The sequence below is a fragment of the Bacillus sp. SIMBA_074 genome (genome assembly GCF_046534555.1).
Lineage (GTDB): Bacteria > Bacillota > Bacilli > Bacillales > Bacillaceae_G > Bacillus_A > Bacillus_A mycoides.
This window is the reverse complement of sequence record NZ_JAWRYM010000002.1, coordinates 17,286-38,630: the sequence shown is the minus strand read 5'-3', so window position 1 is coordinate 38,630 and position 21,345 is coordinate 17,286. Positions and strand designations below refer to the sequence as shown.

At 40.2% G+C, this 21,345-nt stretch carries 24 protein-coding genes and 1 pseudogene; 22 read left to right on the top strand and 3 right to left on the bottom strand.

Going from position 1 to position 21,345, the window contains the following annotated elements; all coding sequences use genetic code 11:
- Window positions 1-108: 108 nt before the first annotated feature.
- Complete coding sequence (locus SB773_RS02470; RefSeq protein WP_002192372.1) at window positions 109-1,179, bottom strand: NAD(P)/FAD-dependent oxidoreductase; 1,071 nt, start codon at window positions 1,177-1,179, stop codon at window positions 109-111.
- A 428-nt stretch (window positions 1,180-1,607) separates the two neighbouring features.
- Between SB773_RS02470 and SB773_RS02465 the strand changes: the two genes are divergently transcribed.
- From SB773_RS02465 to SB773_RS02425, 9 genes are all read left to right on the top strand, one after another.
- Window positions 1,608-1,847 carry a YuzB family protein gene (locus tag SB773_RS02465; RefSeq protein ID WP_002015892.1) on the top strand — a complete coding sequence of 80 codons (240 nt, stop codon included), beginning with the start codon at window positions 1,608-1,610 and terminating at the stop codon, window positions 1,845-1,847.
- Between the two features lie 329 nt (window positions 1,848-2,176).
- Window positions 2,177-3,043, top strand: coding sequence for a diaminopimelate epimerase (gene dapF / locus SB773_RS02460; protein ID WP_002015893.1), 867 nt, complete (start codon window positions 2,177-2,179; stop codon window positions 3,041-3,043).
- A gap of 41 nt (window positions 3,044-3,084) precedes the next feature.
- Window positions 3,085-3,438, top strand: a complete 354-nt coding sequence (locus SB773_RS02455; protein WP_002034566.1) for a HesB/IscA family protein — start codon at window positions 3,085-3,087, stop codon at window positions 3,436-3,438.
- Window positions 3,439-3,475: 37 nt separating this feature from the next.
- Entirely contained in the window at window positions 3,476-3,601 is a 126-nt protein-coding gene (locus SB773_RS02450; protein WP_410588426.1) for a hypothetical protein, read from the top strand.
- Window positions 3,602-3,616: 15 nt separating this feature from the next.
- Entirely contained in the window at window positions 3,617-4,642 is a 1,026-nt protein-coding gene (locus tag SB773_RS02445) for a tyrosine-type recombinase/integrase (RefSeq protein ID WP_410588424.1), read from the top strand.
- 705 nt (window positions 4,643-5,347) lie between these two features.
- On the top strand, window positions 5,348-5,926 hold the full coding sequence (locus tag SB773_RS02440) for a hypothetical protein (RefSeq protein WP_410588422.1): 579 nt from the start codon (window positions 5,348-5,350) through the stop codon (window positions 5,924-5,926).
- A gap of 77 nt (window positions 5,927-6,003) precedes the next feature.
- Window positions 6,004-6,321, top strand: a complete 318-nt coding sequence (locus SB773_RS02435) for a hypothetical protein (protein WP_410588420.1) — start codon at window positions 6,004-6,006, stop codon at window positions 6,319-6,321.
- 13 nt (window positions 6,322-6,334) lie between these two features.
- Window positions 6,335-6,514: a hypothetical protein gene (locus tag SB773_RS02430; RefSeq protein ID WP_410588418.1), complete on the top strand. Its 180-nt coding sequence runs from the start codon at window positions 6,335-6,337 to the stop codon at window positions 6,512-6,514.
- An 831-nt stretch (window positions 6,515-7,345) separates the two neighbouring features.
- A complete protein-coding gene (locus tag SB773_RS02425) occupies window positions 7,346-7,600 on the top strand; it encodes a hypothetical protein (protein WP_410588416.1) in 255 nt (84 codons plus the stop codon).
- A 288-nt stretch (window positions 7,601-7,888) separates the two neighbouring features.
- Here the strand turns inward: SB773_RS02425 and SB773_RS02420 are convergent, their stop codons facing one another.
- The gene (locus SB773_RS02420) at window positions 7,889-8,440 is read right to left on the bottom strand and encodes a tyrosine-type recombinase/integrase (RefSeq protein WP_016136002.1); all 552 of its coding nucleotides are present in this window, start codon (window positions 8,438-8,440) and stop codon (window positions 7,889-7,891) included.
- Window positions 8,441-10,044: 1,604 nt separating this feature from the next.
- Between SB773_RS02420 and SB773_RS02415 the strand changes: the two genes are divergently transcribed.
- The 12 genes and pseudogenes from SB773_RS02415 (at window position 10,045) to SB773_RS02360 (ending at window position 19,741) form a co-directional block, all read left to right on the top strand.
- Complete coding sequence (locus tag SB773_RS02415) at window positions 10,045-10,950, top strand: hypothetical protein (RefSeq protein WP_410588414.1); 906 nt, start codon at window positions 10,045-10,047, stop codon at window positions 10,948-10,950.
- A 400-nt stretch (window positions 10,951-11,350) separates the two neighbouring features.
- Window positions 11,351-11,590: a hypothetical protein gene (locus SB773_RS02410; RefSeq protein WP_410588412.1), complete on the top strand. Its 240-nt coding sequence runs from the start codon at window positions 11,351-11,353 to the stop codon at window positions 11,588-11,590.
- Window positions 11,587-11,862 (top strand): helix-turn-helix domain-containing protein, encoded by a 276-nt coding sequence (locus SB773_RS02405; RefSeq protein WP_016106257.1) that lies wholly within the window; start codon window positions 11,587-11,589, stop codon window positions 11,860-11,862. The genes SB773_RS02410 and SB773_RS02405 overlap by 4 nt, the downstream gene beginning before the upstream one ends.
- A 211-nt stretch (window positions 11,863-12,073) precedes the next feature.
- Complete coding sequence (locus tag SB773_RS02400; RefSeq protein ID WP_002184901.1) at window positions 12,074-12,349, top strand: helix-turn-helix domain-containing protein; 276 nt, start codon at window positions 12,074-12,076, stop codon at window positions 12,347-12,349.
- On the top strand, window positions 12,346-12,885 hold the full coding sequence (locus SB773_RS02395; RefSeq protein WP_149190944.1) for a hypothetical protein: 540 nt from the start codon (window positions 12,346-12,348) through the stop codon (window positions 12,883-12,885). Before SB773_RS02400 ends, SB773_RS02395 begins: the two co-directional genes overlap by 4 nt.
- Window positions 12,886-12,954: 69 nt before the next feature.
- Complete coding sequence (locus tag SB773_RS02390; RefSeq protein ID WP_215560743.1) at window positions 12,955-13,734, top strand: hypothetical protein; 780 nt, start codon at window positions 12,955-12,957, stop codon at window positions 13,732-13,734.
- A gap of 170 nt (window positions 13,735-13,904) precedes the next feature.
- Window positions 13,905-14,135 (top strand): hypothetical protein, encoded by a 231-nt coding sequence (locus SB773_RS02385; protein ID WP_410588408.1) that lies wholly within the window; start codon window positions 13,905-13,907, stop codon window positions 14,133-14,135.
- A 96-nt stretch (window positions 14,136-14,231) separates the two neighbouring features.
- Entirely contained in the window at window positions 14,232-17,606 is a 3,375-nt protein-coding gene (locus SB773_RS02380; protein ID WP_410588406.1) for a phage tail tape measure protein, read from the top strand.
- A 149-nt stretch (window positions 17,607-17,755) separates the two neighbouring features.
- Window positions 17,756-18,340 carry a CopG family transcriptional regulator gene (locus tag SB773_RS02375; RefSeq protein ID WP_410588404.1) on the top strand — a complete coding sequence of 195 codons (585 nt, stop codon included), beginning with the start codon at window positions 17,756-17,758 and terminating at the stop codon, window positions 18,338-18,340.
- Between the two features lie 427 nt (window positions 18,341-18,767).
- Window positions 18,768-18,860 (top strand): annotated as a pseudogene (locus SB773_RS02370) (iron-sulfur cluster assembly accessory protein); the annotation flags it as partial.
- 164 nt (window positions 18,861-19,024) lie between these two features.
- Window positions 19,025-19,204, top strand: coding sequence for a hypothetical protein (locus SB773_RS02365; protein ID WP_410588769.1), 180 nt, complete (start codon window positions 19,025-19,027; stop codon window positions 19,202-19,204).
- Window positions 19,205-19,387: 183 nt separating this feature from the next.
- Complete coding sequence (locus SB773_RS02360) at window positions 19,388-19,741, top strand: YxeA family protein (RefSeq protein WP_410588402.1); 354 nt, start codon at window positions 19,388-19,390, stop codon at window positions 19,739-19,741.
- 28 nt (window positions 19,742-19,769) lie between these two features.
- Here SB773_RS02360 and SB773_RS02355 read toward each other — a convergent pair whose 3' ends face one another.
- The gene (locus SB773_RS02355; protein ID WP_088033137.1) at window positions 19,770-20,231 is read right to left on the bottom strand and encodes a 2-thiouracil desulfurase family protein; all 462 of its coding nucleotides are present in this window, start codon (window positions 20,229-20,231) and stop codon (window positions 19,770-19,772) included.
- A gap of 231 nt (window positions 20,232-20,462) precedes the next feature.
- Between SB773_RS02355 and SB773_RS02350 the strand changes: the two genes are divergently transcribed.
- Window positions 20,463-21,344: a helix-turn-helix domain-containing protein gene (locus SB773_RS02350; protein ID WP_410588400.1), complete on the top strand. Its 882-nt coding sequence runs from the start codon at window positions 20,463-20,465 to the stop codon at window positions 21,342-21,344.
- The last annotated feature ends 1 nt before the right edge of the window (window position 21,345 follow it).

The following is a 21,345-nucleotide window of genomic DNA, read 5'->3' as shown; positions in this document are numbered from 1 at the left end:
TCGACTATTTAAAAAAATGCTTTTCTGTCGGTTTTTCATAGAATGACTGAGTAGTTACAAAAAATGAATAGAAAAAGGCTGTCTACTATGTAGGCAGCCTTTAAAGTATTAACCGTTATGATATTTGTACATCCAAAGAAGACCGGATTTTAATAATCTCGGTACACGTCCCATTAATGGTTGGTTTGCTAGTAAACCAAATCCGTGTTTTTTGCCGAGAGAACCGAGAACACCTTTTAATTTAATAACAGGCAGTTCATCAGGAAGGGGTTCATTATTCCAACGTTTTAATAATATTTGGACAATTTGTTCTCCTTGACCTTCAGCAAGTTGAGCAGATGGTGCGTGTGGAAGTGCTGCACAATCTCCTACGACATAAACGTGCTCGTTATTTGGAATATTGTGATATTTCGTTAAAACAACCCGTCCGCTACCATCTTGTTCTACTGGAAGGTTTCGAACAACTTCATTTGCTTGAATACCAGCTGTCCAGACGATTGCATCACATTCAAGTGGTTCATCATGGTTGTATACAATGTTTGGTTCCACTTTTGTAATGTTAGAGTTTCGTATAATGGTAACTTTATGTTTTACAAACCATTCTTCTACGTATCTACTTAATTTCTCTGGATATGGGAATAAAATTCTATCTTTTCGATCAAATAAATAGATTTTTAAATCTGAACGGCTTTCGCGAAGTTCACTTGCCACTTCAACGCCGCTTAAACCAGCCCCAACGACAGCTACTGTTGCATTTGGTTCTAAGCTATTTAATTGTTCATATGTCTTACGTGTTTGTTCAATTGATTGTAGGCTATGTGTATATTCCTTTGCCCCAGGAACGTTATGATATTTATCTTCACAGCCAAGCCCGATAATTAAATCATCATATTGAATCGTTTCACCGCCATCGAGATGAATGGCTTTCGTTTCGAGGTCAATATTTGTTACTGTTCCGTATTGAATATTGAGACGTGGGTGCTCAGGAAACGGTATGCGAATATGCGTTTCTGAAATTGTACCCGCAACTAATGCATAATATTCAGTTTTAAAGCAATGATATGGTACTTTGTCGATTAATGTCACTTGTACATCATCTGGAAGTTGGTTGCTTGGAAGTAGCCGCTGCAGAATTCTCATTCCACCGTAGCCACCACCTAGTAGTACGAGGTGTTTCATGATGGATTACCCCTTTTCTGTTGAAATATCCCCTAATCATACAATTTTATATTAATAAAATATTTTGACTTTACACAATCAAATTATATCGAATTTGTGAACAAATAACAATGCATGAATGAATACTCTGTTGTACAATAAGAAGAAAAGTAAAGTAAGTGGTTTTCATTTTCTAGTTACTATTTACTATTTCATTATGAGTAGTATGTTATATAAAGAAGACCATCTATTATGAAGTGAAATAGTGAAGTAACTAAATAGTTTAGAATATATAACGAAAACAACAAGAAACAGCTTAGTTTTCTTCTTATAAATAAAGTGGAATGGTAATAAGTAGAGAGGGTTACTTATCCGTTTCGCAAATTAGGTATGCACATACCATATAAAGTAAATGGTAATTTGTTTAGAGATACAGGGGGGAGAGAGTTTTGATTAAACCATTAATCGAATTTTGTGTAGGTAACCTTGCAAGCGGTTCGCAAGCAGCTTTAGAAAAATTAGAAAAAGATCCTAATTTAGACGTAATGGAATATGGTTGTTTAGGATATTGTGGCATCTGTTTTGAAGGTCCATTTGCACTTGTAAATGGTGAAGTGGTACAAGGTGCAACAGTAGAAGAACTTGTAAATAATGTATATGATTATATGGATGAAAATCCAATGTTTTAAAGCGTTGCAAACAGGCAACGTTTTTCTTTTTTCATTTATCCCGCTATTTGCGGGCAGTAAGACTCCCACCTCAAAATTCAGCTGAAGCAAAAAAGTTAGGTTGAAGCCCTGTTGCCCGTCCCCCACTGATTAAAGTTTCACTTTATTAGGAGTGTTTATTTCGAAAAAAAAAAAGCCCTTTTAGAAGGGCTTTTTTCTTACACGATTTGTGTAAGAACGGCTTATTGCCAAAACACTGTCAAATATGAGAAACGGGGGACATTCATATTGTGTTCTAAAAGCATGCATTTTATACTTGAAATAATAAATTATTTTTGGAGTGAATAAAAATGAGCCAATTTTCTTTTACAAAAATGCATGGTCTTGGAAATAGTTATATATATGTAAATATGTTTGAGGAACAAATTAGAGAAGAAGATTTAGCAATTGTAGCGGAAAAGGTTTCAAATATTAATACTGGTATTGGTGCAGATGGAATGATTTTAATTTGTCCTTCTGACGTGGCACCAGTAAAAATGCGCATGTTTAATAACGATGGCTCAGAAGGAAAGAGCTGTGGAAATGGTTTACGCTGCGTAGCGAAATATGCGTATGAGCATAAACTAGTAGAAGGTAAAGTTTTCACAATTGAAACGTTAGCTGGTATTGTTACGGCAGAAGTAACGGTAGAAGATGACAAAGTTACATTAGCGAAAATCGATATGGGAGCACCTCGTTTAACACGTGAAGAGATACCGATGCTTGGTGAAGGAGAAACACCATTTATTCGTGAAAACTTCTTATACAATAATCACCGTTATGCATTTACAGCTGTTTCAATGGGGAATCCACATGCGGTTATTTTTGTTGATGATGTAGAAAAAGCGCCTCTTACAACGTTAGGACCGGTTCTTGAGACGCATGAAATGTTCCCAGAGCGAGTGAATGTTGAATTCATCGAGATTTTGAATGATGAAGAGATGAATTTCCGCGTTTGGGAACGAGGATCTGGTGTAACACAAGCTTGCGGGACAGGAGCATGCGCAGCTGTCGTTGCGGCAATTTTAAATGGGAAAATGGAACACGGTAAAGAAATTACGGTTCACTTAGCAGGCGGCGACTTAATGATCGCATGGACAGAAGAAGGAAATGTATTAATGAAAGGACCTGCGGAAATAATTTGCCGCGGAGTGTATGAGTACAAGATAGAAGCGTAAAGATGTATAATAGAATGAGAACAGAAAGGATGGTGTATTTCATGATTGAAGTAACAGAACAAGCAGCTTTTCAAATTAAAGATATGTTAAAAGATGCTGAAGATGGAGAGAAGTACGTGCGCCTTGCTGTACATGGCGGCGGATGTAGTGGTCTTTCTTACGGCTTAGGATTTGAAGTAGAACCAAAAGAAGACGACACAGTTCTTGAGTTTTTCGGTGTTGAATTTGTTATCGATAAAGAAAGTGCTCCGATTGTAAAGGGAGTGAAAGTTGACTATAAGCAATCTATGCTTGGCGGCGGATTCACAATCGACAATCCAAATGCAATCGCATCATGTGGATGCGGATCATCTTTCCGTACAGCGTCGAATGCTGGTAAGCCAGAAGATTGCTAAGTTTTTGGCTGCGCTAGTCTAAGCGGAAACTGAATCGGTGGGTTACGAATTACACGGTTTAGACCGCATGAAAACAAGTTTCTTCGGGTATATAAACAACCCGAAAACGTTCAATATACGGTTGTGGACGACGACCTTCTTAGCGATGAAATTAAATCGTTAAGGGGGTCTTTTTGTTTTGCCGTTAAAAAAGAAAAAGCGCATTACAAAGATAGCGAATGCAAATAAAAAGTATCCGAAGTTAACTCTACAGCAAGCGCTGGACATTGTTATTTCGGGAAAACGTGCGGAAGGCTGTCGAGATAGGACGCTTAAAGACTATATGAAAATGTGGAGATATTTTACGGATTGGTTATTCGATAATTATGAAGTTGAATATATCGACGAGTTAACGACAGAGACGTTTCGCAACTATATCAATTATATGAAATACGATAAAAAGCGGTATGAAGGGCATAAGTTTATTGACGCTGATAACCAAGGGATTGGCTTATGTGATACGACAATAAACATTAATCTTCGCACATTACGAGCATTGCTTAATCATTTATATAGAGAGGAATTAATCGAAGTCAATCCGATGGAAAAGATTAAGCTACTGCGGCAGGATATCGATTTAACAAACTCGTTTGCCGATGAAGAAGTAAAAGAGATATTGCGGCAGCCTAATTTGCGGGACTTCGTAGGGTTTCGAGATTTTGTAGGAATAAATGTTCTACTAGATTCGGGACTACGCATACAGGAGCTAATGGGGTTACGTGCAGCGGATATTGATTTCCAAACACGCTTTATTACAATTTCAGCAGATAAAAGTAAAAATAGAAAGCCTCGTTTAGTACCTGTCTCCACTCATGTGATGAAGTTGTTACTACAGCTTATAAATGAGAACCAAGCGCATTTTAAAACAGATAGGATATTTTTGTCTAGCTATGGCGAGCCATTAGGTGCAAATCACTTTAATAAGCGCCTAAAGTATTACGCAGAGAAAGCTGGTATTAAAGATAAGAAAGTAACTGCGCATGTTTATCGTCATACATGGGCTAAGAATATGATCTTAAATGGTTGTGATGCGTTCACATTACAAAAGATTGGTGGCTGGTCGGATATTCGTACAATGCGGCGTTATATACAAATGGACGTTGAGGAGATGCGAAAGAGTCACGATGAGTATTCACCATTAACAAAATTAAGAAGAACAAGATAAAGAAAAAAGTCTCCAGTTGACGCTGGGGACTCAAAACATACGCAAATCTAAACTGAATACAGGACAAGCCGCATCAGTCCGATTATCTAGCTTTCATTCTATCGAAAAAATTCGAAGGGTGCAAGGCTTAGTTTCCTATTGTCTTTTTTAGGTACTGCTGCGGTGAATCACGACATGGAAGCCGTACCAAGTCGCTAAACTAAAAACGTAAAAGGGGAGCTGAACCGCCGCAAACATCAGCGCTATACAATCCAACGCATATCATTCCCCGTGTGTCGTATAGGTCTAGCCGATTGCGGGCATTGTACGGCAAGGGTGGAAATACGTTGTTACTACGGTAACAGGGTGTATCGAAAGATCTACGCACTATGGGACGTTTTGTAGTGTAGAAAGTCGATATGTGTGAAAGCACAAGGACGGGGAATGCGTTACTGAAAACCTCACACAACGAGCCGACGCTAGTTGCTAACGCCTTACCTCTATTCGCATAGAAACTATGAATTTATGACGAAGTTTAAACGCTTCGTTATTTTTTTATCTATGCGAAATAGGGGTTTAAACTGCGCCCAGCTTCCTACGACTTCCTCGCCTCTGCTAGTTGATGCGTCACCTACTGTCAAGTATAAAATCGAATATATTAGCCATTGGCAAAGAGTTGCGGAACTGCGCAGGTAAACACAATACGCAGCAAGGGGAAGTAACGCAATGGCAATCAACGTAATGGTAATCGACAGGCTAAACGCAGCAGCTATCGAGGCAAAGACGAGTGAAACGGTATTGTGGGAGATTAAAGCTTACTACATGCCGCTAATAGAACGGCTAGCATTTGAAAATTGGTACAAGATGAATAATGAAACGCATTTTATAGACGACTGTTATCGTAAAATAAGGTATGCGGTGAGGTCGTTTGATATAGATAAGGGAAACTTCGATAATAGAGTAAAGGTACTTATAAATCAGAGTGTAAGGCAATATTGTGGAAATAGGGGGAGGAAGCGCAAGGTATTACAGTTAGTAGGAGAAGAGCTATGCGCAATAGGTGGAATAGATATGAGTATAAAAGTAGAGGAGGAAGCGTTAGGTGCGATAGTAAGGGAAGAGATTTACAAGGAGCATTGTGATAGAGAAACCGACAAACTAATAGTGGATATCTTTTTTGATACGGATCACATAGAAAATAAGAGTGAAATTGCTAGAAGATTAGCGAAGAAAACAGGGCGTACATTTAATAGTGCGAGAGGTGCTGTGCGTTCGTTTATAAAGCGTAAGCGGAATGCGTCTTAGTGAATGAATAATTACATAAATTTACTGTGTGCATTACAATAAAGAGTAAAGTGTATAGGATTAAAGGGGGAGGACGTATGCATATCAGCGCAGAGAGAAAAGCAGAGTTGTTCCAAGGGATTTTAAACCGTTTACGAAGTGACCAAACTATTATGGTAGGAAGTCTTTCTCGGTTTAACTTATCTAATGTAAATACAATAAGAAAGCTACATATTATTCGCAATATGGATACTAAAACAATCTATTGTCGTAAATCGGGCGAGGCTAAGGGGTATATCCAACCTCTGAACTCAAAGGAAATACGTTTATTTTCGGGTGGGGTTTGTAGATTATGTATGAAAAGGTGGATTAAAGAAGAGTTTGAGAAGTTATTGCAGGAGGAAAAAGAGAGATAGGAGTGTAGCATCTATGAGCGAAGATAAGATAACTTTAACTATGCTAGCGGTACTAACTGTAGCGCTGGTGTTCGTCGGCGTCTCGTCTCAATTCGATAACCTAGTCGTTAGTATCGTCGCTGTACTGTTCCTGCTGGTATCTACCGCAGTAGGTGCAGCAATTGTAACTGAACGCAGGGTACGCAAGAAATAAGGTGAAGACATAGCGGATAGCGGCGGTATTTGCGGCGTATGTATAAAGAATAGCGTCTACGATTTGCAGTGAAAGCATTGCGCATGTGCAACGCATGTAAAATGAACTGTTAATGTTAATGTTAATGTTAATGTTAAGTTTAATGTTAATGTTGAAATATTGTTTAGAGCAACGTTATAATAGGAATAGTTGTACTTTAGTGTATTCTAGTGTGTTCTAGGGTAATCTAGTGCATGTGATTTCAATTAAATGCGCTAACTGCTTTTAAAGGTTACCAAATTTTAATGGTACTTAACGCACTTCTTAGAATAGTTATTATGATTTAAGAAATACTATATAAAGAAAAAAGCCTCTCAGTGCGCCAACACTGAAAGACTTTTATAAAATATTACTTTTTCCCTTTACTCATGTTAATCATTCCCATAACAACCATGAGTAAGGAACAAACCGCAGTAACGGTGATTGCATCCATATATGTATTCACCACCTTGCCAAAAGCCTTTCGTACGCCAATACGATGGGCTTTTTTTCATATACTTGTATTATAACCCATTCGGTTTATAGATTCCAAAAGTTATTTTCTATACAAAAAGATATACCTTGTGTCTCATTTTGAAACTATGGCTTACTATACTTCGCATTAGGCGTAATGGTATAATATAGGGGTTAGCACTTCTAACAAAGCGGTTTGTGTAGTTGTGGAAATGCTGCGTAGACTATGGGGTTGTGTACTTGCGATGCACAGCCCTAGCACTATTAAATGTGCGCAGCAAGTAAAAGCAAAGGACGACGATATAGAAGAGTTTGATATGTAGAAGGGGACGAGGAACTATGACAACATTTAAAGTAGTATTTAACTATCAAAACAGCCACACATATGCAATTGTAAAAACTGACAAGACACTTGTGCAACTTGTAAATCACTTTGGAAATAAACTAATTGACTGTAAAGCATTAGCTCATGGGTTTGAGTCGCAAGCTATTATAGTTAATCTTAATAACGTGATTAACATCACAGTTGAGGAGTTAGGGCAACAGCCACATAATGCTATCGACTTGAAAACCTTTAAGTATTATTCAGCATAACGCACACAATGGCGCTCACTACGAGCGTCTTTTTTTATGCCTAAAAATCGTAGCAGCTGCGCAAACTTCAATGTAAACTTGTGTGATTTTATCGGTGGAATGGCGAACTGCTCGCGGCTGTAGGGCTTAACTTACTTTTTGTTAGTTGCATTTGTTTACGGAAGTTTACATATATGCGGAAACAGGGGAGGTGTACACTTGCTCGCTCGTCTGCTGGAAGGAAGGTCTAGAAACTCGGGGGGTCACGCATACAATAAAAAAAGACGCTCGTAGTGAGCGCCTCGCTGTTTATAGTACGAAGTTATTTAAGCTATCTTCGATTTCTTCTTCGGTGATCCCGATGTAAGTAAGCGTAATTTGTGGGTGCGAATGGTTTAATATCGCTTGCAGCTTTGCAACATCTTTGTATTGCTTGTAGAACCAATACCCGAACGTCTTGCGCATAGTATGTGTTCCAATACCTTCTGTAATATCCGCCATTTCAGCCGCCTTATTTAGCTGTCTGTACGCTTGCGTCGTTGTGATAGGCTTGTCGCCTTTGCGGCTAGGGAATAGCCATTCTGAATCGACTGTATTCGCATATGCCTGCACTTCATCGTAAATCTTTTCTATCATAATTGTGCGAGGCTTCTTCGTCTTTCCTTCTTGAATAACGAATTTCTTCTTTCGTTTAACATCGCTAGTTTTTAATTTTAATAAATCACCGACACGCAGCCCTGTATTTAACCCGATTAGAAACATTATGTAGTCACGTTCCGAGCAGTGACGCTTTAAGCTCCATTTCATGTCTTCGATTTGTTCCTTGCTGCGAATCGGCTGCACGTCTTTAATTTGATTCATCAAAATCCCGTCCTTTGTAAGTGTAGTGAAATCAATGTTTTGAATGTACGTTTTTTTAAGATATTTATAGAATAACGCTATTTTTATCGAAAGTCAATGAAATAAACGAATTGAATGTAAGTTTTTATGTAGAAACGTACATTGGTGAAATAGGGCGATATACCCCTGCGCATCATCTATATTCAAATAGAGCGATATAACTACGCACAATAGGCGGTACTATGTTGAACATAGGGCGCTATATCCACACATGCCGATACATGGCTGCACAGGGCTGTATATGCGCCGTTCTATGAGTCTACGTAATGCATTATCGTTGTAATAACCTAACGTTGCTGTACGGCTCTCCTGCGTCCTTATATGGCGTGCGAGGCGTCATGTGAGCTGGTGTATACAGTACATGCGCAGGGGCTAGTACTACGTAGGTATACGGTACATACGTGCAGTACAGTGCATTGTTATGCGTGTAGTTTAGGTATCGCAGCTGTAAGTATCTTAGCTTAGAGTAATGCGAAGAGAAGCAGCGAGGCTCTTGTTTGTCGTTGCTCTTTCTCTATTCGTTATTGATTGCGAATCTCTCTGCCTTCGCTGCGTCGTCGTTGCTAATCAATAGACAAACGAAAGAAGATCATAACGCAAAGGAATTGTTAATCGTTTGATTCATTGTGCATTAAAGTATATTCATTCGAGATTCATTGCGATAAGAAACGCACTCAAAAGGAATCGTATTGAAACTATTAACAAAGTGAAGTGTAGCGAAGCTAGCGGACGAATCCTCTGCGAAGACAAGTGCAGCGCATCGAAGCCGACCGACCCCCAGCACACCACCGAAACGGCTTACATCAACCCCCGACAGAAAATATATATAAATTTTAATCTCATACCCTAATAAATGGTAATTACATTCCCTTCCCGCTTAAACTTGACGCACACCCCTAGCGAATCCCCTAATGCATTCTCTATCACATTATCTATTTGAATCCCAACGAAGAACATAGCACGCCATCATGTTTACCCAAACCTCTCTATCATACCGTAATCCTCACATCTAAAAAATTCGTATAAAAAATTTAAAACCCGATGCGTCTATATTATCGCAGCAAGATACCAATACGGCGACCTTAATGCGCCTATAAAACCGAAGAGCTAACGCAGCACATTACGCCCAATTACGAAGAGAAGCGCTCTTATGTTTTTACAGCGTATTAATCTCGCAAAAGTATACCGAATACTAGCGAGTACTTGCGCCTATCTCTTTGTAGGAGTTAAAAGCAAAATCGTAAATCGGCGCTATCGCTTCGAGTGTTCGCAGGCTCTCACAATAACTGTTACTGCGTATGATCTTTTTTAATTAAACGCATTACTCAACACCGTAAATCGGCAACGTTAAGGAAGCCGTGACGCTATGTAGTTGCTGCGTCAAAGATGTTTCGTTATCCACACAGATAACAGAGTACTTTGATAGGTAAATCCGTTTACATTGCTTGCGGCTCTAAGGATGAGGTCGATTTTTGAAGGTGTCAAATATGCTACAAATTCCGACGGGAAGGTGTCAAATATGCTACAAGTTTACATCCGATTACATCAAATAAGGGGGAAACATAATGAAAAGTAAAGTCAATCCATTCGAAGAACTCAATGCCATTGTATACGGTGGCTCAATCGAAGGACTAACAGAAGCACAACAAACAGAACTAAAGCAAGTAGTAGCAATCGCAGAATCTCAAAGAGTGCGTAAACCAGCCGAACTAGATGCGATTAGATACAAGCAGGAGCGCAAGGAAGATACAAGGCGCTTCGTAATGGTTAATGGTAACGAAGGAGAACGCTACAGCCACGTGACACTTAATCAGCTAGGTATATTCTTCAAACTATCGGTATACCTGCAAATGAATGCGGGCGGTTTATTAATGCGCGACACGGGGCGAGGTAAGTATGGTATTCGACCGTTAACAACAAAGGACATGCAGAAATTACTAAAGAGAGGTAAGAAATCGACGCTTAAGGCGCTAGAAGAATTAGAAAAGATTGGCGCAGTTATTCGAGATAACTCAACCCGTCCAACGCTCTACTACATTAACGAGGATTTAGTGAGATGCGGAAAGGGTGGCGAAGCATTCGATAACTTCACGAAGGTATATAAGGAAGAGGCGAAACAACTTCTATCGAAACTGTCAGACCGTCAAGCAGGTGCTATTTTCAAACTGATGCCATTCGCTCATAAGGATACATATGTATTATGTACGAATCCGCAGGAGTTCGAGCCGTCAAAAGTAGAGATTTTAAGTTCTCGTGAAATAGCAAAGATTCTAGGTATTGCATATCCGAGCGCTCGTACGTTGTTATCAACACTTATCAACGACGGGGCAATGATATCGGTAAGCGGTGCGAAGACTGGCGTTAAGGGGCGCGGCTACGTAATTAGTCCATTTATGTGTGACAGGGGCGTGTTAAATAATCCGTTAGAAAGCGAGATTAAGAGATTATACCGCCAATTCACGGAAAAGTAACCAACTAGACCACACTATGAATAATATAGCAAGTATACCAAAAAGACGCAGTACCTGCGCCTAGAGAACTGTAAAGGAAGGGTATTTTCCCCTCTTTTGGATCAACTGCGTAAAAATGAATAAATTTATTCATCGGACTATACACGTTTTACCTAGTCAGAAGTACATATAGGTGAAGGGAATAGGGTATACGTCTGTTCCTCGTCTAGTTAGGTAAGTACGCAAATTCGTATGCGCTTCGATTTAGGTATTACGAAAGCTGCTCGTATTTATTACGCCACTACATTCATTCTATCCAATGGCATTAGAGGGAGCGCTAGTTCTTCTAGCGTTCAGCGCTCTTTTTTAACTTCCGATGTATAAAACTATACGAAATAAAAAACGAAAGGAGATGAAAAATATGCGTATCAGACATGAGTATGATTATGCAATTATCGAAGGCGACGAAGATGTTATGCAACGTGCAACCATTAAAGGCACATGTATCGGTACAGAGCCGATGCCTGCTGGTGTAAATCTATACTATTTCTACGATAAGGCACAAAAGACCAAAACGAAAGGCGATACGAATGTTTATGTACTCTATCGTCAGATGTACTTAAATAAATTCGGCACGAAAGAAAAAGGAGCAACTAAATGACCAGTGACACTCTGCGTTTTATCAGAAAGACTATAGGTTACACAATGGAAGAATTCGCACAACTAGTAGGTGTCTCCATGGTTACAGTTTACCGTTGGGAATCTGGAATAAATGAACCGCCTAAAAGTAAGCAAAAGCGTATTCAGTCACAACTTAACCTTACAGATGAGGACATAGATGAGATTAACCGCCTACTGTCAGAGCGCCGCCATAGCAAGTTATGCACGAAGATACGTGCGCAGCTTTGTCAGCGGGAAGTATCGGATAGCTAGCGGTTTCTCCAAGCCGTCAACGCAAGGGTAGTTTTTCTTTCATTCGTGGCGTAGGCGTTATGTGCAGCGTAGCTAATGGCGTGGCATTTCCCTGTTTGTCCTGCGTCGCACCTCCTTTTTAAGAAACTAATAATCTTTTATTTAACTTCGAAGTGTGAAAAATACACATTTCCAGTGTGAAAAATACAACAACTAAGGAAGGGTGGTATAAATGCGACCACAGGATATTAAAGCGGTTAGACAAATAACAGGACTCAATCAAACGCAGTTCGGCGAGTTGTTAAATGTTTCATTTAATACCGTCAATAGGTGGGAACGGGGTCTTGTACAGCCGAAAAAAGAGAACATTAAGAAAATCGAGAGATTAATAGGAAGTGAAAACCTTCGAGTTATTCAAGCGAAGTTACTATATGATTTACCGTTGCTAGAAGCATCGGTAAGCTTACGAAAAAGAGTAAACGATAAGAAAGGAGAGATTAAGAAATGATTAATGATGCGATTCTAGACGCAGCACAAGGAAAGACGGGCATACAGCTAGGTAGAGCCAATCGACCACTAGTAATAGCTGATATTAAAAATTATCGTGGTCACTCGTTCTTAGTGGCTCATGTTACCGATAATGCGCGAACAGTGGGGCAGATTATAGCGCCTATGCAAGATATCACGAGCCTAGCTGGAAAGATTAACGAAATAGTCGAAGCTAGTTGCGATAGGGAAACGCCTATTGCCTACGATTTATACACACCTAATGACGCTATTTACAACGAGTCATTATCTAGTTTATACGCGCTGCCACAAATGAAACCTAAATCAGCGTGTAACGAATGTTCCGTAATTATGGACGATAAGCGAACGCAGGAAGCGATAGACGACATTTATATTAACGAAGTCGAGAGCGAGAAAGAGCAAGACAAACAAGAAATAAAAGGAAGATCAGTGCGAGAAAAGTTAAAGCAAGTCTTTAAAACGATGCGCGATAAGTTGGCAGGATTTATGCGCCGACTAGGCTTATCAGCCAAATAATAACGCAAGTTACCGACGGCATTGCCGTTTATATAAAACACTAAACTAACTCAAAGGGGAAATGAAAAAATGAAAAACACTAAGACAAGCCAAATGAAAGAAAAAATTATGAAAGCTGTAGATATCCAAAACGGATTAACAAGCTATCTCGCTCATGAGTACCTCCCGAAAGTACGCGAAGACCGAGCGAAGATTGTGCGCAATCTTAATCTAACTAAAATCGGTAAAGAAGGCGAGCGTGACAAGCTAGGAAGAAAGCAAGAAGTACTATTTCTTAATCATGTATCGGGGCAAAAGCGTGAATTTACGAAGTTACTCGAAGAGGTGCGAAGCATGGCACATCTTGAATTAACGCGAGAACCCGAAAAAGTGGACGCATTAAAACAGAAACTATTCGATTCTAGATTAGATTCGTTACGCGGAAAGATTGCATTCGCAACTAATCCCGACGCGGCTCTAAAACATCTAAACGAATTAGTATCACTAGCGGACGAGCCTGCACTAGCTCGACAAATTAATGAAATGGTTATGCAGCTATCGCAAGGTGTATTAAGTCAAGTCGCAGGAAGCGCAGAAGCATCGAAAAAAGTTCGCCACACATTAGGAAGCATTCACGCCGACCTTACCAAACGTTCCGAAGTGGGCGAAGATATGCACGAAGTTCGCGAGTTACTAGAATCGGCGGAACAAAGATTACAGCATGAGTTCGTTCGTACTGGCGTGCTAGGAAATGCGCTAATGGAAATCTCAAAAGATACGCTAGAGTATGCGAATGATATCGAGAGATACGAGCAAGTACATACGAAGCGCATCGAAGAAGTAGCGCAGGCTGTACAATTCGAGCGATAGGGGGCAAGCGAATATGAAAAAAGATCAGAAAACACATGACGACTTATGCGACATATTTATCGCGACGCAAGGAACAGGAAGAAAAGGCTAGATAACTGGGCGAGGTCTTAGCGGACTTTGCCCGCCATTTTCATATATTCATAAACATAAGCGAAGAGAGGACGAGGAGAATGACAACAACAACGAAGACAATTACTAAAACTAAAGCGCCAAATGTACATAAACTCTTGCCCGAAATTATTGCAAAAGCTTCCGACGAGTTCGGGGAGAACGGGTATTTAATCACGTATGACCACAATGCGGGCGAATGGAAAACGCATAAAAAGGTTAAAAAAGGTGACTGTGGTGTAACTGCGTACGAAATTCGGCAAAGAGGTTATGATGCGGAATTGCATCTTTAGGAGTTCGAGTATAGCAGAAATTAGCAAAGACACGGGGCTAATAACGCTCGTGTCTTATTTATGTGAAAAATATATAACAATAAAGGGGGAAAATAAATGGCAGGCGGAGCAAATGCGGGTGAGGTACGGGCTAGACTCGTCCTCGATAACGCCCAATTTAGACAAGGAGTGCAGCAAGCACGAAGCGATATGGGCGGATTAAGCAGCAGCGCAGCATCATCAGCGCAAGGAATGTCGTCATTAACGAAAGCAAGTGCGGCAGTAGGTACGGCAGTCGTAGCAGCAGTCGGCGCAAGTGTTGGCGCAGCAGCTAACTTCGAGCAAGGTATGGCTCGTGTAAAGGCGATTAGTGGAGCGACAGATACAGAGTTCGCCCAATTAACGAAGACAGCGAAAGACCTCGGAGCAAGTACGCAGTTCAGTGCGACACAGGCAGCGGAAGGACTTTCGTACTTATCTATGGCTGGTTTCAAAACAGAGCAGTCGATTAAAGCACTACCTTCGGTACTTAACTTAGCGGCAGCGGGTCAAATGGACTTAGGACGAAGTGCCGACATCGTTTCCAACATCATGACGGGGTTCGGTGTTTCAGCAGACGATACAGGACACGCAGTAGATGTACTTACTAAAACAATGACTACAGCAAACACCGACTTACCAATGTTAGGGGATGCGATGAAATACGTAGCACCAGTAGCATCTAGTTTAGGTATTTCGATGGAAGACACGGCGACAGCAGTAGCGAAAATGTCGGATGCAGGTATACAGGGTTCGATGGCAGGTACAGCATTACGTGCAGCGTTACTACAGCTAAACAGCCCGACAGGTGCAGCAGCTAAAGAAATGGAAAAGCTAGGTCTTAACGTTAAAGATGCGAACGGCAATATGCTACCGTTACCACAAATCATCGGTAAAGTCAACGAGAAGACAAAGGACATGACAGAATCGCAGAAGACAGCGACAGCAGCCCACTTAGTAGGTACAGAGGCAGCGAGTGGATTCGTAGCCCTATTAAAAGTAGGTGAGAAAGGTCTAGCGGATTACTCACAATCTCTAAAAGACAGCGCAGGCACAGCCGAGCGAGTAGCGAAGATTCAGCAAGAAACACTAAAAGGCGCATGGGATCAATTAACTAGTGCGGCGGAAGGTTTAGCTATCGGAATCGGTGAGAAGATGCTACCAGCATTTACAGCAGTAGTAAAAGGCGCAACGGGCTTCGTAGATATCTTAGCGCAACTAGACCCGAAAATGGTAAGCGCAGGACTAGCCGCAGCAGGTACGGCAGCAGGTGTCGCATTACTTGCGGTAGGTATTGGTAAAGCAATCACAGCGGTACGTGCATTTAGTGTAGCGCTAATAAGTAACCCAGCTACAGCGTGGATTGCAGGAATATCTATCGCAGTCGGTGCGTTAACGGGCGTACTCGTTGGTGCGAAAAAGGAAACCGAAGAGTACAAAGAGATTTCGTTCGATACGTATAAGTCGCTCGACGAGCAAAGCAAAACAGTTACAAAACTAGCGGACGACTACGACGCAATGCGAGGAAAAGTCAAGTTAAACAACGATGAACTTTTAAAATATCAGAGCTTACAAACGGAGCTAGAGCGAGCTACAGACCCAAGGGCAAAAGCAGAGATTCAAGCGGCATTAGATGCGTTAGTAGAGAAGAGCGGTGCGAATAATGAAGAAATTAAGAAGACAATCGACCTTTCGGACAAGCTTATAGAGCAATCACCAGCGACAGCTCGCTCGTTCAATGACAAAGGGCAAGCCATCGCTACAAGTACAGACGCAACACGCCAGTACGTAGATGAGTTAAACAAGGCGAAAGAAGCGGAGCTAGAGCTACAAAAAGCTAATGCTATGAAAAATCTACATAAAGACTTAACGACATACAAGGACTCGATAAAGACAGTAAATGACCTTATCGACGATACGCCGAACAAAGTTAAAAAAGTAGAAGAGGCGCAATCTAACCTTGCTACTCGTGAGGAAGTCTTGGCAAAGGTGCGACAGAACGGGTCAGAAAGACAGATAGCGTTACAGCAGCAAATCGTAGATAAAGCTAAAGATCAGCTAAGTACATCTAAGCAAGAGCTACAAGAACACAAAGCGAAAATCTACTCGAAACAAGCAGAGGTATCCCTAGCGGAACAAGCGTTACAAAAGGGTAACGCGTCATTCGACCAAATCGCATCTATCAAGATGGCACAAGCAGGCGTTAACTATGAAAAAGGAAAAGAAATCGAAGCAATCGACGCAGCTATTGCGAAAGAGCAGGAGAAAATCGGCAAGCTCAACGAGGTTAAAGAGGCTAACGGAGGTTTAAGCGAGGAACAAAAAAATCAGTTAGACGCAGCTAGCCAAAATGTAACCAAGTACGGGGAGTTAAAGGGCGCTATCGAACAAAACAAAAGCGAACAAGAAAACTTCAATATGACCGTACGCGATGGTAAAAGAGATGCGGACGAACTACAGGAGATTTTAGATAAACCCGTCGATAAAAAGGTTAATGCGGAGACTGAAGGTGCTAAAGAAGAGGTCAGCATTTTAGACCAAATCGCAGAGCAAGAAAAGACGAAGAAGGTTAACGCAGACACTTCGCAAGCCGATGGGAAAATCGACAACACAAACTCGAAAGCGGAAGAAGGCAAGACGAAGCCGCTAGACCTTAATCCATCTATAGCGAATCTAAAAATTATCGAAACAAATCTAAAAGCGGAAGAAGTGAAAACGAAGCCTATTCTAGGTAATCCATTCGACGCATTTAACAAAATAGCGCAAGTAGATAGCAAAGCGGAAAGAGAGAGAGTAAAAGCAATCCTTGCAAACCCAGCAGACGCATTCGCAAAGATTGCGGAAACTGACAAAAGAGCGCAGGAACAGAAAACGAAACCTATCGACGGAAATCCGACGCTAGCAAATGCTAAGATACTGGAAACGAATCGAAAGATAGAAGAAGGTAAAATTAAGCCAGTCGATGCGAATACTTCGAGCGGTGAGGCTAAGATACAGACAATGCACAATAACGCAGAGAAGCCAGCTAGTAAAGAAGTAAAGGTATGGTACAGCGGAATCGTAGAGGCGTTCGGTGGCGACCCAGTTTATAAGAAGCATAGCGGCGGTACTACGCAAGCCATGAAGACGAAATTTCATAATGGCGGAAGTCCAGCGATAAACCACCAGCCAAACAAAGCCAAGTTCGACGAAGTAGACGTACGACTACTTAAAAACGAAATGGTACTCACCGCAGGGCAGCAGGAGAATCTATTCAATATGATTCGAACGTTTAACGCAGGTACGGCAATGAGCGTAATGAAGGCGCAAGAAACGGCGACAAGTGGTAATAGTGGAGTCTCTATAACGAACCATATCCACGAAATGAACGTCCGTGACGATAATGATATAGAAAAAATCGCTAAAGAGCTAGGGCGCTTAGAAAGACAGCGACAACGTGCAAGAGGGTATTAAATCAACGGAAAATAAAGGAGGTGTGGCGCTATCTGCTACACCTTTTCCGCTTTTATATGTTATATTTAGGAATATGTATTTTAAAATTCGAATTATACAATATTACGCAAGTAGCGTAAATATAGTCGGAAAGGCGAGGTTAATAAGCTATGAAAATCCAAGAAGTAATAAAGGCACTAAGAACGAATAGCGCTAAGGTAGTCGGAAAAGGAGTTGGTATATCTGATAAGACGTTGTCAAAAGCCTTAAAAAACGCGGGTTATGCATATGAGAGTAAAGGCGGTAAAGGCTGGTACTATACAGGGCGTGGTGAAGCTGAAGCACCGTTGCATCAAAATATAAAAGATTTTATAGAAATTGCTAATAACGCACCCGAAAAGGTATCCAACGCCGATACGAGTAGTAGCTATACAAAAAGCGATATGAAAGTGTTACATGAAATAATAGGTGAGTTGGGAAGTATTAAAGAACTAGTCAATGCGCTTTCAAAGCGTAGAGATGGCGCTCTACAATCGGATGATTCTTCCGAAAACGTAGAGCCTCTTTACTCGCTATACATACGCACAAAAGAGCTTGCATCGAAAGAAAAAGTGCGTAGGACGATGAATTTAGACAAAAAACTATGTGTAATGTTAGATAACGTTGAAAATCAGTCCAGCTTAAATCGAGACGATATCGTAGAGGTTGCATTGCGGACATTCTTTGAGAAATATAGCCATGAATACAGAGCGTAAAGACTTAATTGTGAGTCTATGGTGTATAAGTACGTTAAAGAGAAAAAGAAAATTTGGGCGGGGTCTTTGTACTTACGTCTCTTTTTTATACATATGATTGCGTAAAGGTACGCCGAGATTCGCATTTTAAGACGATTAAGGTTTAGTTAACGAACTAGTATGCGTTTAAATGAGCCTTAGGTCGTTTTATGAAGACTACGAAGACCACGAAGAATACGCGAGAAGGCGCATAAATACTGGATTTCTTTTACATGATTCGATATATTTTTACTTGTCAATACGGAAGAGTTTGGGTAGAATGTAGATAACGAGGTACATCGTTAAGAATGCGTGATGTACACAACCTTATTGAACGAAAACAATCGCAGTAAAGCGCCTTAAATGCTAATATTACTGCGTTTTAGTCTAATGCAAACTGACCGTATAATTCACAATCGACAATCCAAACGCGATCGCATCATGTGGATGCGGATCATCTTTCCGTACAGCGTCGAATGCTGGTAAGCCAGAAGATTGCTAAGTTTTTTCATCCCTTTATTCTAAGTGGAAATTGAATGGGTAGGTTGCATATAAAGACCTTCTTAGCGATGAAACCAAATCGTTAGGAAGGTCTTTTCTTTTGCGCTAAAAAGAAAAAGAGCATGACAAAGATAACGAATATATGCAAGAAGAAGGGGACGCAAGATCGACGATATTTTTGAATTCGTAGGAAGATATGTGATTAAATCTATAATTAGATTCGTAAGTTACCTTGTAATTGATATCATAATAGAGTGCGTAATAGAAGGTGTAATAAGCAGTATAAGAAAATTATGTGATAAGATTCGTGACAAGTGGAAAAGTTGGCGTGGAAGACGTTATTAGCGTTAATAGATTGTCATGACTAGGCTAGATGAGTGTCAATAACGTTTTCAATGAAAAAAAACTGATTAAAGTTTTAATTTACTATCTTACAAAAGTGTAATGTTCATGTCATGTTTTTGAATTTCTTCTTTAAAGTTTAGGCTTTAAGATAACAATATAAGAAAAACACATGAGGTGAAGGAAATGAAAAGATATATTACACTTTTTAGTATTTTAGTTGTATTCGCAAGTTTGTTAGTTGGCTGTGATTTAAACCGTATGGGTAAAGATGAGTATTACGTTCAAATTACAGTAGATGGAAAAGAATATAATGGTAAAGCTGATAATGGTCAGCCGTATAAAGATTACGAATATAAACTAACTGGTTTTGATAAAGATGGTAAAGAGAAAGAATTAGAATTCATAGCGCAAAAAAATCTTCGTAAAGAAGCATTCCTACGCGTATACCACTCAGATAAAAAAGGTGTAACAGCTTGGGAAGAAGTGAAAAAGGACGAACTTCCTGCGAAAGTGAAAGAAAAATTAGGTGTGAAATAAGACAGAAAAAAGGAATTGACGAACAGGGTCAATTCCTTTTTTCGTTCTCAAAATCCTCTTCTGAAATTACTTTAAATCCATGCCTTTTGAATAAAGCAGTTGTCACTCCGTAACCAGTTTGTTTATTGCCGTTAAATTCCCCTGTGTAAATAGTGGAACTACCACAAGATGGACTGCGTTCTTTTAAAATTATATATTCTGGGTTTAAATCTTTTATTTGTTCTAATGCTTTATAAGCACCACGCACGAAAGCCTCCGTGACATCTTGTCCTTCTTTCGTCATTACTTTTGCTTTTCCATCTAAAACATCATCGCCATTACCGCCGATAATTTCAGCAGAAGGGCGTGGTGTTGGTAAACCGCCTAATACTTCGGGACAAACGAGGATGGTATCTTCCCTCTGTAATAACTCTTCTATTTGTGAAACGAGATTATCGTTACCGTCATACCGACAAGCAATACCACCTAAACAAGCACTAATTACAATCATATTTTCATCTCCAATAAAGTGAAATTTTAATCAGTGGGGGTTTTGTCCATCCCCCACTGATTATTAGTTGAACCAATCGGGCTTTTACGGGCAGTTGATCTCCCACCTAACCTCCTCGCATTCGCCGAATCTGGAGGTGGGAGTCTTACTGCCCGTTAATGCGGGATAAAAAATATTAAATATCACGCCAATTTCTCTTCCTATTTCTTACCTATAAGTGAGGTGATAAAAATGGGAAGCTTATATAACTTAATGAAACCATATAGTGAATTTCGAAGTAAAGAAGAGTTTAATACATATCAAAAACAAGTTTTTAAATGTTATCAGTTTCAACTAAATAAGACTGATTCTTTAGTTATTCATTTTTTAGGGAAATATGCGGTTAATGAGAAACAGAAAACAGTGGGAGTTGCTTGTCCGTTAATGGAGACGATTGCTACAAATGTTGGAAAGAGTATTCGTACGGTACGCCGCTCGATTGCAAAGTTAGAGGAACTAGGGATTATAAAACGTGTTGCGACAAAAGAAAGATATAAGCGCGGGGGATATAGTGCAAACTTATATGTATTTCTTAAATCTGCAATTGACCGCATGGATGACCGTATGAAAATGTCCGCATGTGAAAGTGATGATCGTACAGATGGCTGTAGTGGAAACGAGCAAAAACGCGCGGGAGAAACAATTCTTTCTAAAAACATTCCACAAATAAAAGAGAAAAGAAAAGTAACGTACGAGCTTGATGAAACGTATTGTCGTCACGATATACCGAAGCCTTTTATATACGCACTGGTGCCGATGACGAGTAATCCGAAGAAGATTAATATATTTTGGAGTAAGGTGGAACTTGCTTATAAAAAGAGCGGATTACTAGAGCAAGGTGCTTTATTAGAGGGAATATTAGCTGATGAAGAAGTGCGTGGAAATTTAATTTGGAGGGTGAAAAGTGTTGTGAGAGCGTATAAGTACGGAGAAATTCGTAAAGATGTTGGAGCACTATTGTATAGTACGATGCGAGATTTATTTTTAGAAATTGGATTAGAGTGGGGAGCGGCATTAAGGAGAAGTAAGGGAATACCGTTATTCGATCCATTTAAAAAAGAGCCATGCGTATAAT